This is a genomic window from Streptomyces sp. NPDC007189, assembly GCF_040703635.1.
GTDB lineage: Bacteria > Actinomycetota > Actinomycetes > Streptomycetales > Streptomycetaceae > Streptomyces.
The window spans coordinates 116,144-130,389 of record NZ_JBEYEY010000023.1; the positions used below are offsets into that span (position 1 = coordinate 116,144).

12 protein-coding genes and 2 pseudogenes are annotated in these 14,246 nt (G+C 66.4%); 5 read left to right on the plus strand and 9 right to left on the minus strand.

Annotation, left to right across the window (positions count from 1 at the left end; genetic code table 11):
• Window positions 1–151 precede the first annotated feature (151 nt).
• From AB0950_RS35245 to AB0950_RS35255, 3 genes and pseudogenes are all read left to right on the plus strand, one after another.
• Window positions 152–898 carry a hypothetical protein gene (locus AB0950_RS35245; RefSeq protein ID WP_360574806.1) on the plus strand — a complete coding sequence of 249 codons (747 nt, stop codon included), beginning with the start codon at window positions 152–154 and terminating at the stop codon, window positions 896–898.
• A 26-nt stretch (window positions 899–924) separates the two neighbouring features.
• Entirely contained in the window at window positions 925–1,551 is a 627-nt protein-coding gene (locus AB0950_RS35250; protein ID WP_360574805.1) for a hypothetical protein, read from the plus strand.
• Between the two features lie 119 nt (window positions 1,552–1,670).
• Window positions 1,671–2,015: pseudogene (locus AB0950_RS35255) on the plus strand (integrase core domain-containing protein); the annotation flags it as partial.
• An 80-nt stretch (window positions 2,016–2,095) separates the two neighbouring features.
• Here the strand turns inward: AB0950_RS35255 and AB0950_RS35260 are convergent.
• Window positions 2,096–2,233 (minus strand): annotated as a pseudogene (locus AB0950_RS35260) (barstar family protein); the annotation flags it as partial.
• 56 nt (window positions 2,234–2,289) lie between these two features.
• The gene (locus tag AB0950_RS35265; RefSeq protein WP_366780251.1) at window positions 2,290–2,583 is read right to left on the minus strand and encodes a hypothetical protein; all 294 of its coding nucleotides are present in this window, start codon (window positions 2,581–2,583) and stop codon (window positions 2,290–2,292) included.
• A gap of 896 nt (window positions 2,584–3,479) precedes the next feature.
• Here AB0950_RS35265 and AB0950_RS35270 point away from each other — a divergent pair.
• On the plus strand, window positions 3,480–4,490 hold the full coding sequence (locus tag AB0950_RS35270; protein ID WP_360574803.1) for a DUF4928 family protein: 1,011 nt from the start codon (window positions 3,480–3,482) through the stop codon (window positions 4,488–4,490).
• A gap of 176 nt (window positions 4,491–4,666) precedes the next feature.
• On the opposite strand, the gene AB0950_RS35275 is transcribed toward AB0950_RS35270, so the two are convergent.
• Entirely contained in the window at window positions 4,667–5,050 is a 384-nt protein-coding gene (locus AB0950_RS35275) for a very short patch repair endonuclease (protein ID WP_360574802.1), read from the minus strand.
• Window positions 5,051–5,294: 244 nt separating this feature from the next.
• Between AB0950_RS35275 and dcm the strand changes: the two genes are divergently transcribed.
• Entirely contained in the window at window positions 5,295–6,713 is a 1,419-nt protein-coding gene (gene dcm, locus AB0950_RS35280; RefSeq protein WP_360574801.1) for a DNA (cytosine-5-)-methyltransferase, read from the plus strand.
• A gap of 52 nt (window positions 6,714–6,765) precedes the next feature.
• On the opposite strand, the gene AB0950_RS35285 is transcribed toward dcm, so the two are convergent.
• From AB0950_RS35285 to AB0950_RS35310, 6 genes are all read right to left on the minus strand, one after another.
• Complete coding sequence (locus tag AB0950_RS35285; RefSeq protein ID WP_360574800.1) at window positions 6,766–7,668, minus strand: DUF3883 domain-containing protein; 903 nt, start codon at window positions 7,666–7,668, stop codon at window positions 6,766–6,768.
• Window positions 7,669–7,713: 45 nt separating this feature from the next.
• Window positions 7,714–9,597 (minus strand): DEAD/DEAH box helicase, encoded by a 1,884-nt coding sequence (locus AB0950_RS35290; protein ID WP_360574799.1) that lies wholly within the window; start codon window positions 9,595–9,597, stop codon window positions 7,714–7,716.
• Window positions 9,594–10,928 (minus strand): ParB N-terminal domain-containing protein, encoded by a 1,335-nt coding sequence (locus tag AB0950_RS35295; RefSeq protein WP_360574798.1) that lies wholly within the window; start codon window positions 10,926–10,928, stop codon window positions 9,594–9,596. Before AB0950_RS35295 ends, AB0950_RS35290 begins: the two co-directional genes overlap by 4 nt.
• Window positions 10,929–10,934: 6 nt before the next feature.
• The gene (locus AB0950_RS35300; RefSeq protein WP_360574797.1) at window positions 10,935–11,783 is read right to left on the minus strand and encodes a hypothetical protein; all 849 of its coding nucleotides are present in this window, start codon (window positions 11,781–11,783) and stop codon (window positions 10,935–10,937) included.
• 1,247 nt (window positions 11,784–13,030) lie between these two features.
• On the minus strand, window positions 13,031–13,570 hold the full coding sequence (locus AB0950_RS35305; protein WP_360574796.1) for a GNAT family protein: 540 nt from the start codon (window positions 13,568–13,570) through the stop codon (window positions 13,031–13,033).
• Between the two features lie 180 nt (window positions 13,571–13,750).
• Window positions 13,751–14,194, minus strand: coding sequence for a hypothetical protein (locus tag AB0950_RS35310; RefSeq protein ID WP_366780252.1), 444 nt, complete (start codon window positions 14,192–14,194; stop codon window positions 13,751–13,753).
• Window positions 14,195–14,246 lie beyond the last annotated feature (52 nt).

The following is a 14,246-nucleotide window of genomic DNA, read 5'->3' on the forward strand; positions in this document are numbered from 1 at the left end:
GGGTTCGTGGACGAGGCGTGGACCGGATCTTGAAGCATCGTCGCAGGTCGCTGATGGGTTCTGGCCCTGGGCTGGGCTTGCCCTCACGGCAGGGCGGGTGGCGCGGCCCCAGCCGTGAAGTCCGCGGCACCCGACTGCTTAGATCGCTGGCATGACGGACTGGCCCCAACTCCACCACGCCTACGGCACGGCAGAAGATATTCCCGGCCTGCTCGACGCAGTGAGCCCGGTCCCAAAGGACTCGGGCTGGACCGAACTTTGGTCCCGGCTGTGCCATCAGGGCACCGTCTACTCAGCAAGCTACGCGGCCCTGCCTGCCCTGCGAGACATGGCGCGCGAGTGGTCGCCCGCGGACAGACAGATGCCACTCGTGCTGGCCGGCGCCATCGCGGCCAGCACTGACCAGCCACGCGAACAAGATCCCCACGTAGCCTACGCCTCGGAGATCTCCGACCTGGCGCAACTGACCGAGGAAGCTCTTCGGGATCCGACTCTCGGCGACGACCCCGGCACTTACGTCTACTTGCTGGCCGCACTCCTCAGCTTCGAGGGCGTCGAGGTCTGGGGCGAACAGCTCGACGGACTGAACGACGACGAATACGAAGTCCCCTGCCCCTCGTGCAGCACGGAGAACTTCATAGCCTTCGGCGAGTACGGCTTCTTCTCGACTACGCACAGCATGTACATGAATGAGGCCGCGGCAAGGAAGATGCCGCTGCAGCCTGCGGACGCCTCAGCCCTGGAGGGGCTGGCCCAAAGGCTCCACAGTCGCGCGCTCACCGACGGCCAGACCGATGTCGCGCATAAGTTGACTTACGTTTTCGGCAAAGCGCAGTGCGCCGAGTGCGATGCGGTCTTCAGCGTCGCGGAAGCCATCGCTACTCGCTGGGACGCCTGAACGACGAGTTGGGGGATCTCGTGGATGTGACCACGCTTGCCGTCGCGCTCATCAGCGTCGGAGGAACGCTGGGCGGAACTCTAGGCGGGGCAGTGCTCAGCCAGCGCGCTAGCAGGGAGCAAAACGAGCGTGCTGATCGTGAACGGGAACAGGAACGTCGTGAGCAGGTACTGCAATCCAAGCGCGATCTCTACGCCGATTTGAACACGACAGCGCGCGCCTACCGTGTCGCTGCCCGAGACGCCGTCCAGGCAGCCGAGCGCGGTGAAAGCAGCGACCCGGCGGTTCTCGACGCTGCCAAGGAAGCCTGGGCCGACCAGTACTCTCACGCGCAGATGGTGCTGACGAAGGACGTCCTGGAAGTAGCCTCAAAGCTCAACGGAGCACTGGGAGTCGGGTACTCAATCGTCAAGCAGTTGCCTAGCAGCCCTGACCTCGACGAGGCGTATGAGCGAGCAAAGGCATGGTTCAGCGGCCCCCTGTCCGACGGTGTGTGGCTGCTACGGGTCACCCTGCGACATGACCTCGGCGTTGAGGTCGACCCCCACTTCGAGCAGACTCGCATGCAGATGCTCACCGCGCTCAACAGCGCGAGGGGAAACCTTGAGCGTCTGCTCGCCGCAGAGCGCACCCGGGGCGCCGGGTCACGTTGACGCGCAGTTCAAACGACGAGGCCCTTGGACGCAATGCTCGCGAGCGGCGAGGCCGCGACGGCCGGCGGCAGCGCGAGGTGCCGCGCCTCCTGCCACACGTGGTAGTACGTCGAGGACCGAACATGGCGATCAGCAACCGCCGACCGGTAGTTGGGACCGTGATCCACTCCGACCATGGCGTCCAATTCACGTCCTGGGCATTCACCGAACGGGCCCGGGCCTCCGGCCTGGTCCCCTCGATGGGCACGATCGGCGACTGCTACGACAACGCAATGATCGAATCGTTTTGGGGGCGCATGCAGACCGAGCTGCTCAACCGCCACCGGTGGCGCACCCGCCTGGAACTGGCCAACGCGATCTTCGAATACCTCGAGATCTTCCACAACCGGCAACGCCGACACTACGCACTCGGCATGCTCACACCGATCGAGTTCGAACTGAGGACAACCCCCTCAATCGCCTAAACTCCAGCAACTCGACTCCACACAAGCCAGGGCACATCAGAGCCTCCACCAGACCCGGCCGGTTCATGCCCCAGGGTCTGTATAATGTCCGACCACGCGTCCAGGTTCCGGCCAAACCACTCCGGCAGCTCGCACGGCTCGGCAACCGCATCCCAGGAGTCGTTGAGTGTCTCGATCGGCCGACCGCGCAGGTCAACGATCAGCTCGCTATTCGACATCGCAGCAGACTAACCAGCCCTCGCCACGAGGCACTCACCGGTCAGAGAGACGGGCTCTAGTAGTCGTCGTCCTCGTCGAAGTCGTAACCGTTCCTCGCGGCCTTGGCCCCGTCAATGAGGCCGTGGGCGTAAGCCGCCGCGTTCGCCATACGTGCGGAGTTGTGTGTCGCCACGAGGATGACGACGACTGCGCCCACTGCGGTGACAGCAAAGCCGCCGGCCGCTACGGCAACCTGCTTCCAGGACAGCCCGGACCTGACGGGGCCGGCTTCGGCTTGAGCAGCCTCGCCGACTACAGGACCGGAGGCCTCGGACGCCATCTCTTCACCGTTCTCCGGGACCTTGCTCATCAGGCTGCACCTTTCAAGTGCCCTGGCAGCCAGGCCGATACAGCTGCTTTCCGCTCGCTCCCCCCTGCATTCTGGGTCATTCGCCCCGTGGGGCACCACCTGGTTCGGTCAAGTCGATCCAGCTTGTCACCAGACACTGGGGTGGAGCCTGCCCTTCCGTGCGGACGGCTGGCACTCCCAGGGCTCCAGCGACCTCCTGGCCGTCCTCGGGCCTGGCCCCCGTCGCAATCCCCTCCAACAACACTCCGGCCTTCCGTACGGCGCATACAACCGCATGTTCCGGGCCTGGCAGGCCGAGCAGGATGCCCGTCCGCCCACCGACATGGCGCCGCAGCCGATCCGAATGGGCCGCTCTGACTCGTAACCCAGGGCCCTTCTGGCCCTCTTACGGAAAGCAGCATGGCTACTCGGTGCCGCCGGGCCGCGTCGACACTGTGGTCAAGGACCATGGCGTCTCCCCGTCACGTGGCGCCCGCGCCACGTCCAGAAGCGACTGCGGCCCGCACAGCTCAATGAGAGCCAGCGCCTAGCTCGCCATGCCCCAACGAACTGCTTACCACCCCCTTAGGGGAACGCCAGCGAGGGGAGCGTTGGTCAGCCACAGCCCTCTACGGGTTGCTGTATAGCAGCGGAGTACAGCCACTACTCCGACCGCTCCGTCGCTCTCCTGCTCAACAGTGCCGCCAGAGACGAGAGCGGCGTGGATCACGAAGTCCCGGATGGCTCATGGAAGCGGACGTGCCGAGGCAAAATGAAGCAGTTCCTGCGCTCCGACAGAGATGCGGGTGCCGCTGACGCGTGCCGCGAGCCTGGGCAGTCAGCCCCTCCGTCCCGACGGGCTCCGGAAGTCGAGCCGCCCATCGACCCCGGGCCACCCATGCACGAAAGGTGACTCCATGGTCTCACTCGAAGCTCAGGAGCCGTCCAAGAAGGCGGTCACGGCCTTTGAGGCCATGATTGTCCCGATCAGCGCCTGGTACGAGAGCAAGCGCAACGCGAAAGGTTCCGTCGACTCCAACGTGATGTGCGCCGGGCTGTACATCACGGAGTTCCTCGCCTGCGGCTTCCCCCTGACCCGCGACATGTACGCGGCAGAGTCCCAGGTGAAAGGCGCAGGCGGTGCCAAAGCGAAGAGCATCCTCGGCGAGCACGGCGAGCACCGACGGTTCACCAGAGAGGGCGGCCGGACCTCCCGCTACACGATCCGGCACGCGGAGACTCTTGCCGAGGTGATCAACAACGCCGGAGAGGAGAACGGCATCGCCGGTCTCTCCGACGCCGAGCGGTCGGACCTCTCCGCCCTGTTGCAAGGCTGGTTCGTCGGCAAGATCCGGGATGACTACTTCGGCAAGAAACGGATCAGTGCGGAGATCGACCCCGAAAACTCTGTCCGCACGACCGTGGCGAACTTGATCGCGGCGGGCCGGGAGCGCGGAGGCACGACGGCAGGGGCCATAGCCCAGCACCTGGTAGGTGCGAAGCTGAAGATCCGGTTCCCCGATGCCGACGTCAACATCGAGAGCTACACCACCGCCGACGTGCAGACGGGCCGCGCCGGAGACTACGAGATCGGAGACACGGCGCTCCACGTGACCATGGCTCCCGGCGAGAAGGTCTTTCAGGACCGTTGCGCGCACAACCTGCGAGAAGGGTTCCGCCCGCGCGTCCTGGTCCCAGAAGACGCCGTCGCCGCCGCCGTCCAGATCGCGCGCCTGTCGGGCCTGGAGAAGAAAGTCGCTATTCAGTCCATCGAGGATTTCGTCGGCACGAACATCGAGGAGACCGCGGGTTTTGTGAAGGACGACATCCGGGCGAAGCTCCGCGAGCTGCTGGAGCTGTACAACCAGCGGATCGAGACGGCAGAGTCCGACATGTCCCTCAAGATCGAGATTCCTTCGAACCTCTGAGACCGGCCGCTTAGGGAGAGAGTATGACCAACGTCGAGTAAACACGCCCGCACCCGACGCGATCGCCGTCGACCGGTCGGAAGACTTGTTCAGATACGCTGGGCGGCAGCCGACCTTCGACGATTTAGAGGTCGAGGACGCGGTTCGGACGCCGACTGAAGCTGAGCGCCGGACCGCTATGCTCGAGCCCGGCGGTCACATACCGCCTGCTGGACGACCAGCGCGGCCGCTTCGACGTCCTCATGCTCCCAGAAGCGCAGCACGAGCCACCCCTCCTCGATGAGGCGCTGCGTGGTGTCCAGGTCGCGCTCACGGTTGCGGCGGACCTTCGTCTGCCAGTAATCGGAGTTCCTGGCAGCCTTCGTGTGGTGTTCGGGACAACCGTGCCAGAAGCAGCCGTCGAGGAATACGGCGACCTTCTGCCGTGGGAAGACCAGGTCGGCGGTGCGCCGCAGAGTCGGGATGGGTCGGGTGGCGACCCGGTACCGGAGCCCCAGAGCGTGCACGGCCCGGCGCAAGGCGAGCTCCGGCCGGGTGTCCCGGCTCCGGTTCGCCTGCATGCTAGCCCTCGTGCCCGGAGTCGATGCCCACGATTCACGCGATTCACTCACGCAGACGAGTATGGCGCTTCTCCCACACTGTCGTTTTGAGTGCACTCGGCGGGTCTGCGCCGGGGAGGACCGGCCACGACTGCGAGGGTCGTTGTCAGTGGTCCCAGTTACGTTGGCGATCAGATGACCGCGACTGCGCCCATAGGAAACCGGGCGCAGCGCATCCGCGATGAGGGGTATCGGGAGCAAGATCGTGAACGACCGAACGTCTGCGACGATCCTCGACGGGGCGCTCGTCGGCCAGGCCCCCGGAACAGAGCTGAACGGTGATGACGGCCGCGCGACATCGCCCGAAGCAGACGCCGCAACCGTCACCGCGGCGGTGCCTCCGGACGCGCCTGTCTCTAGACTCGGGGGCGCTTGGCCTCCTCCGGTTTTCTCCCAGCCGATCGAAGAGGATCAGGAACAGTGCTCTAGGATCCGAAGGGTGACTCTCGCGCCTGAAACAGCCACGCTGCCCTCTCCTGCCGCTTCACCGGAGCAGTCGGCCACGCCGACTCTCGCCGTGGCGGAGTTCTTCGCGGGCATCGGGCTGGCCCGGCTCGGTCTGGAGAAGGCCGGCCTGCGGGTCACCTGGGCGAACGACATGTCATCCGACAAACACGACATGTACCGTACGCACTTCCGCGATGAGCACGACCACTATGTGCTGAGCGACATCAAGAAGCTCGCCGAGGCCGGAGGCGCTCCCGGACTGCCGCGGGACCTCGGTCTCGCCTGGGCGTCCTTCCCCTGCACGGACCTGTCCCTCGCCGGCGGCCGGAAGGGGCTCGCGGGCAAACACTCGGGCACGTTCTACGACTTCATGAAGATCCTGACCGACCTAGGCCACCACCAGCCCCCAGTGGTGGCCCTGGAGAACGTCAACGGCTTCGCGACCAGCCACGGCGGCAAGGACCTCCAGACAGCAGTGCAGGCCCTCAATGATCTCGGCTACTCGGTGGACGTTCTGACGCTCGACGCGCGTAGCTGGGTTCCGCAATCCCGGCCCCGCCTCTTCGTCGTCGGCGCCAAGGAAACGCCGAAGGAGGAGGCCCCGGAGAACCGGAACGCCTTCCTGCGCCCGGCCTGGCTGAACCACCTATTCGAGAACGATGAACTGACCACTCACCGAGCCGCCCTTCCCAGCCCGCCGCCGCACCGCACCGAGGGCTGGACAGAACTCATCAAGAAGAATCCTCCGGTGCCGGAGGAACTCTGGTGGGACGACCTGCAGCGGAAGAAGTTCGAGTCCGAGCTCTCCAGCATCCAGCGCAAGCGCGTCGAGAAGCTTCAAGAGAGCGGATCGGTCGTGTACCGGACGGCTTACCGCCGGACGCGCAATGGTGTCCCGGCCTGGGAGATCCGTGCCGACGACGTCGCCGGCTGCCTGCGCACGACGGGCGGCGGGTCCTCGAAGCAGGCCGTCGTGCGCATCGCCCCGGACGGGCTGCGGGTGCGCTGGATGACGCCGCGCGAATACGCCTGCTTGATGGGCGCGGACGAATACACGCTCCCGCAGCGAACGAATCAGGCTCTCATGGGCTTCGGCGACGCCGTCTGTGTGAACGCGGTGGCCTGGTTGGGCGAGCACTACCTCAAACCGCTCATCGAAGGGGCTTCGAAGCGTTGACCTGAGGCAGAACCGGGGGACCCGACTCCCCTCAAGAGTCGGGTCCCCCGGTTCAGGAGTGCTTTCCGACAGTCGCGAAGCCCGGCCGGACGAAGGACGGACCCGGTTCCAGCCTGCTCGGCCTCCACGCGTCCGGCGGCGGAGTGATGAGCGCTGAGCCCTCCCACCGAAACTCGGAAGAATCCACGGGCACGAGGTCCCGCAGCGCCGAGGCGGGCAGCTCGCGTATGCGGCTGACGTCGGCGGTCGTGATCGGGTCGGCGACGAACGCACTCGCCTCGAAGACCACCTGGACCAGACACCAGGCGTCACCCTGCCGAACGCTCGTGTCAAACTCGTGGCGGGAGAGGTGGAAACGCGACAGAGTCTTCGGCCCGGCCGACTTCACCTCAAGGTACCGGACGGGCCCCTCGGACACCTCCACGTCGTACCCGTAGCCGTCGGAAATGCGGGCGACATGCAGGGGCTCCTTGCCCGCCGCACGCAGCGCCGCGACGACGATCTCCTCCGCAGCGTCGCCGATCTCCTTGGACAGATCCGCGCCGTCAGGATGGCCGACAAGCCGACGGGCCTCCACCAGGACATCGTCGAGAGCCTCCTCCAGCCAGCCCAGGGCGTCGAGATCCGGCTGAGGAATGTAGGCGCGCTCGACGCCTTCCTCGTTCACGGCGACCCGCAGCCACGCCGGAGGCTGGGAGGCCAGCAGCGCGACCGCCGCATGACGCATCGCGTGCTGAGCTCTTCCTTTCGGCGCCGCCACGGCGGCGAGCGAACGCGCCACCCTTACATCGCCCTCCTCGCCCAGTGACGCGAGCCCGACACGGACCAGCGCCCGCGCCGGCGACCACAGATCGGTCGCCGCCGTCATGTAGGAGCCGTGGCGCAGCGCGGCTTTCACCCACTCGTCGACGCCTCTGCGTGGTGCGAGTGTCGCCACGCGGGCGAGATGCAGCACGGCGAAGGCGACGCCGTGCCGAGGGAGCAGATCCACAGGCCCCCCTCAGACGCGCAGCATGGCCGCAACGACCTGCATGTCGTCCGCCGCGGCGGCCGCCCCTCCGACGTGTTCGTCGGGCTCGGGGAGCGACACGCGGACCAGGCCCGGGTCGTTCATCAGCTTGGCCATAGCTTCGATCTTGTCCCGCAGCCGTCCGTCCACGGTCTCGTCGATCGTGTCCCGGCTCAGCAGAAGCGTGAACCGGGTGAGCGTGCCCTCGGCGAGGCCGATACGGTGGATGCGGTCCTGGCTCTGCAAGTAATGACCGGCGTTGAACGTCCGGTCCAGGTAAACCGCGTGATGGCACCAGTGCTGGAGACTGACGCCCTCGCCGCAGGCGGCCGGATTGGCCAACAGGACCCTGCACGACGGGTCGTTGCGGAATCGGTCGAACTCCGCCTCTCTGGTTACGGCACCCGCCGGCGGGTTGCCGTCCGCGGAAGGGACGCCGCCGTGCACCACTGCGGGCTCGTACTCCCTCAGGAAGGTGCGAAGGATCTTCAGGTTGCGGACGAACGTCGACCAGACGAGGACCTTCTGGCCGCGTGCCGCCTCCTGCGCGACGATCTCCCGGACTCGGTCGTACTTCCACGGGACCTCGTGCGCTCGGTACTGCTGGAGCAGCCGCACCAAGGGCTCGTCGCCCTTCACCTGCAAAGGCGGATGAAGGAAACTGTCCTCGTCGTCCCTGTCGGAGCCGGCCACGAGCAGCGCCGGGTTGGTGGCCGCCTCTAGCAGATACATCATGATCCGGCCGAGCCTGTCGAAGTCCCGGCGTTCCTTGACGGCCAGCGCGAACTCTCCTCGATACCGCCCGATGAGCGCCTCGTAGATCGCCCGCTGGATCGGCCGCATCTCCTTCGACTCAGGGATGATCTTCGTTTCCGGCAGCCCCAAACGTGCCTTCGGCGTCCGGACGAAGTATTTCGAGATGGCGTTGCCGGTGTCGCGGACCACGTCCTCGTCACGGCCGTTGCGCTCGTTGTAGGCGCTCTCCGGGAGGATCTTGCGGTCCTGGCCCGGATAGAGGAACCGCACCGGGGCGACGAGATCGTGCGCCCCCTGAGGAGCGGGCGTCCCAGTGAGCACGTCACGGCGGCGCGCGGCATACGCCAGGTCGAGCACGGCGCGCCCATGCACACCGCCCGAACCCCGCTTGATCCGGTGCGCCTCGTCCAGGACGACCTGGGTGGGACGGCGCACCACGAAGTCCCTGATCCGGTCGTAGTCGTTCGCCGCCCGGTTGTAGTTCGTCAGCAGGATCTGCGCGCTCTCCGGGATCAAAGACGCGGAGCCGTGGTGGACGACGAGTTTCGGCGCCGGATCGAGACAGGCCTCGACCTCCTCCTTCCACGCAGGGAAGGCGGCGATGGGCGCGATCACCAGCAGCTGCTCGACCTGTCCCCGGGCGCGCGCCACGGAGTGGTTGGCCAGTGCCACCGTCGTCTTGCCGGCCCCGGGCACCGAGAAATCCGCGGCGTGCGGCAGCCGCACGATCCGCGCCAGGTTCTCGAGTTGGAAAGGCTTCAGCGTCCTGGTGAAGCCCGCGGCCACCAGTTGCTGCTCCAGATCGGACAAGGAGACAGAGGACACGGGTGCGTCCAAAGCGGCCTGCCGCTGCTTCTGGTCCGCCGCCAGCGCCTGGATCTGCTCCCGCAGCGCTGGGCCGAGATCGACCTTCTGGTCGTAGCGCCTGCGGACCGCTCCGATGACGTTGAGCTCGGCGAGGAACACCTCGACCCGTACCTCGGTCCGGTCGATGGAGCCGCCGACGATTCCGCGGGCGAGCGCCTCCTGGACGCTCGCCCACGCCCCGAGGCTGGCCCCGGAACGCTTCTCGAGGACGACGACCGGCCTCGGTTCCTGGTACAGCTCGGCGTAGATCAAGACGCTTCCCTGGCCGTCTGGAGGAGCTCATCGAGCTTCTCGATTCTCGCGGAGAACTCCCTCTCGTCCCACTCGTCGTAACGGCGGGCCTTCGGCAGCGCATCGATCGCGCGCTTCAGTTCGAGGGCGGCCTTCTCCGCGCGCTCCAGCGGCGCGGTGATCTCCCTGCGGTCCTGCGTGTCCTCAGCCGCCTCCTGGGCGGCGCTCTTGACGACGTCGCGCAGGCTTTTCAGCAGGTCGGTCATCTCGATCGACCCTCCGTCCGCGACCTGGACGGTCTCCTCTGGCCCTTTCGTGGCGACCAGGCGCAGAAGGTCCTCCAGCGGCTCGGAAGCGGCCGGCTCGTCGTCGAGGAACGAGTCCAGGAGGTCGTCGTCCTCCGAGGCGGTAGCAGACCCCGAGGTCTGCGGCAAGGCGTCGAGCAGCGGGGCCAGGGTGGCGTTGGCCCGCAGTTCGTCGACGACCAGCGCCGCTGCGTCCGGGCGGCGCAGGTGACGCAGGTTCCGGTACTCCACACCGGCCAACGTGCCGAGGAAGTAGACGTCCTTGACCGCCTTCGCCTCGGTCTCGGGCTTGTTCTTGACGTGCTTCGCGAGCTCCGCGAACGCTGACTCGTTGGGGATGAAGTCGACGTACTCCCGCGTCCCGTCGGAGAGAGCCACCAGCTGGTGAACCTGCTGGATCTTCTCGTAGTAGTCGCGCACCTCCTCCGTCTTGCGGTGTACGCGCTCGGCGACGCGCTTGAAGTCCTTGTTCTCGCGCTCGTAGAGCTCCTCGATGAGCAGGGCCTCGTTGATCCAGGAGTACTCCTGCTTGAAGTCCTTGGCGACCTGAAGCTCCGTCTCGAGGTCGACCAGCTCGGCAGCGGTGGCATCCGCTGGGAGCACCAGGCACTTGACGTAGCGAGCACTGCGCACGTCGTCGTCGACGAACAGAGAACGCATCGCCGCCGAACGGCGGTTGCCGTTGATCAGTACTCCGTCGCCGGTGACGATCGCGGGCTCCTGCTGACCCCGGTTCTTCAGGTCGCTCTTGAGGTCCTCGAAGCCCTCCTGCCCGCGCAGAATCCGGTATTGGGCGTCCTGCGCCTCCTTGCCGAGGGGATCCCGGCTGAACAGGTCGTCACGGCCGGCTTTGCGCTGCTCGCGGATCTGCTCGGCCTTGGTGCGGTGGTTGATGACCGAGAACCGCACCCAAGCTACCTCGAGCTCCACGACCGGCAGCTCCTTCTCGGAGCGAGGCCAGGCGGGTACCGGCATGGTCTTCTGCGTCCCGCTCAGGCGCGCCGCGAGGAACTGAGACCGGTCCGGGTCGAGAGAAGAGAAGCGCATGCGGGATCAGCTCCTGTGCGAGGTCGTGCGGGCGAAGCCGTAACGTGAAACGATGTTGATCTTGCGCTTGCCGCCGACGAGGCGGTAGCCGACGTCGCCTACGAAGAACGACGCCTGCTCCTGTGCGATGCCGAAGGCCTTCATCAACACGGCGGGGAACTCGCGCTGCTGGCCGCCGTTCCAATTCCACTCGTTCGCGGAGGAGTCCCGATCGGGCATCACATAGACGCAGGGTGGCGGCGTCTCACACCCGTCGATCGTGACGGCGTGCTCCATCTTCGGGCAAAGGCGCCGAGGCCCACCGCACAGCTCGTTGTGGAAGATAACCCCGGCGAGTTGGTCGGGCCGCTCGTCGCTGAAACGCTGGAAGAGCCGCTGGACGCCCTTGTGAATGTGGGTACCCGGCTCGTAGTTCATGCTGTCGCACACCCACCACAGGTATGCTTCGCCGGCCCAGTCGGGCACCGACCACTTGGTGCTGGAGTGCGCCCCGTCGGGGCACCCCTTCTGAATGATGGCCACGTCCTTGGCCATCCCGGGAATCGTCAGGCGATAGACGGTGTCGTCGCCATACTGAGGTTCCTCGAAGCGGGTGACCAGCCCGCTGGACACCAGGTGACCCAACATGCCTCGTATGAACCGTCGTCGGTCTCCGCCACCGCCAGCACTCGAGCTCCCGCGCATCTTCTCGATCGCCGGCCCCAAGGCCTCGCGGAACTCCTCCGCGGTGATGCCATGACGGGTCAGCAGTGCTTCCTCAGCCCGGAGACTCCGGATCAGCTGGGAGACCCGCTCGACGACATCAGCTGGAGGCGCACCCGCATGACGGCACGGTGCGGCTTCCTCAGCCCCCATACTCCACTTCCCCATTCCCCTAGTGCGCTGGACGTGCTCACTCCCTACACTCTGCGTCGCGCACAGATCAGCACGCACATCCGTCCCCCAGAGAGCAGGGCGAGAATCGTAGCAACGGGGTCCGACAACGGCCTCGGGCCAAGCGCAACCGCTTCTCAACAGCGGTCTGGCGCCACCCTGCCAGCCTCTTCCGCATGACTGCGAGTCCATGACGTCCGCCTGGTTGGTTACTGACCGCCAACCGCGCGATGTCGCAGACCTTGACGGTTGGTGGCCCCTGCGGTACGTCGTCTTCATGAGGTACGCACGGGGGGCTCACCGCTGAACGCCTGGCGTTTTCGGGGCGTTGCCCATGGAGGTGGCCGAGCGGTTCGTCAGAGGCGATGAGACAGCTGCTGCGGCCCGGAACTTGCGGGTCACCGCTCGGTGCAGCGCTGGCGGAAGATGTGGAGGAGGACGGCCCGCAGAGTCTGGTCTTGCCAATTGCCGAGATGATTACCTGATCAGCTCGACCAGCTCTTGCAGCACGCCGACGACCGCCGATTCAGCAGGATCGCCACGGTCATTTCGACCGCTGCCGGGGTACTCCGGGTCCTTGATTCTTACTGCCCCCACCCCACCGCATGGACGATGCCTGGCCAGCGCATCGCATCGACCGAACGCCAGCCTGGTGCTGCCCGGGGCGGTACCGCGCCGATCCTTCGGGGCGGTCCTGATCACGGCTAAGGTTGCGCAGGGCGGCCGAGTCAGCGTCTGCAGCCTGAAAGGTCCCCGGGCTGCTGGGATCGACCGGGTGGAGCGCTAACCCGTGGACCATCCGTGGACGGAGACCGGCCACTTCGTAGAGATCAGGCGTGTGACCAGCATGGGAGGCGAAGCCCCCTCCGGAGCCGTATGCGCAGGTTCATGTCCGCTGTCCCTGACATCCACCCAACCGACCGCGGTGCCACTTGGGCAGATTGGCGTACAGACGAATCATGTTCGTGCCGCTTCCAGTGCGTGACGGCAAGCTCCACAAGGCCCCCTGCGCCATGCCTTTGACGTTGCCGGCATGCCAGCGGCAAGCAAGTCGAGGCCACAAGACGGCAAGGCATGCAGCGCGGTTCAGCTCTCTCTTTCCGGATGCAGCATCGCCGCACATAGGGCCTTGGGGGCTGCGCGGCGAGATTGCGGAGCAGTTCGTAGAGGTGCGCGGCGGAGGAGGCCGACGGGGCTCCAGTTCAGGGACTAAAGACTCGTCGGGGCGATCACTGTCTTGGTTCGCCGCCGGACCGCTCCGCGCGGAGCATGGAGAAGATCACTTGGTCGTGCCACTGGCCGCCGCGCCACTGCGCGGAGCGCAGCACGCCCTCTCTGACGAAGCCCGCCTTCTCCAGCGCACGCTGCTCGGCGAGGTTCGCGCAGTCCGTCCAGGCCTGGAGTCGTTCGGCCCTGGTGTGGTCGAAGAGGTACTCGGCCAGCAGTCGCTGGGCCCGGGTGCCTATGCCGCGGCCGTGCGCGGCGGGCACCAGGCCGATCGCCAGGCTCCAGCAGGTGGAGGTGGCGGGCCGCCCCCACGTGCTGGGGAACCATTCGACCCGGCCCACCGTCCGGCCCGCCTCCGCGACGGAGAGCACGCCGCCGTCGGGGCTGAGCAGGCCGGTCTCCGCGAACTGCCGGCGGAGGCCGGCCGGTGAACCGAAGCCGAACCACTGGAACTGGCCGGTCCCCTCCGGTCCGTTGAACTCGCGCTCGAACAGGTCGAGATCGTCGGCGGTCACCGGGCGCAGCGCGATCTCATCGGACATGGGACGACTCCTCATCCTTTCGACCACACACGCTTCGCCTCGTATGGCCAGCGTGGGCAATGGCGTCTGACTCTTCCACATCAGCCGCGCCCCGGCAGGATGTCCGGTGGCGCGTGCCGAGCTTCAGCTTCAGCCCGTCGAGTACCACCGACCACCCGCAGGTGACCGAACTTCTCAAGCTCAGGTCTCGTCTACGCGACCGTTCAGATGGAAGAGAAGCCACTCAAGCCATTCCGCCGTGACTCCCATGGACGAGGCCCAGTCGTGCATGGAGCTGACGTAGGTGGCGTATCGGGTGGGCCAGTGGCGTGTGCCGGCCGCCTTCCAACTGGACCACCCTAGGGCGTTCAGCGAACGAAAGACCCGGTCATCGAGGATCAAGGCCCGCTGGCACGTAGCGTCGCGATCGTCTACGGCGGCGAACCACTTGGTGAAGAAGGACCGCCCCACTCCCTTGAGGAGGAACTTCCGATAGGCCCCGCTCAGGTCGCCGGCTCGGACCGCTTCGCGCGTAGTCCAAAGAACAGTGGGCAGGCGCGGGTCGGACAGGGCCGCTTCGGTGTACCGCGGCCCACGTCCGTTACTGACCTTCAAAGCGTGGTGTCGTAGGGGCTGACGCCTCATGATCCCTGCGGTATGCCGACGTTATGAGGTATGCGCAAGGGGGCGGGCTGAC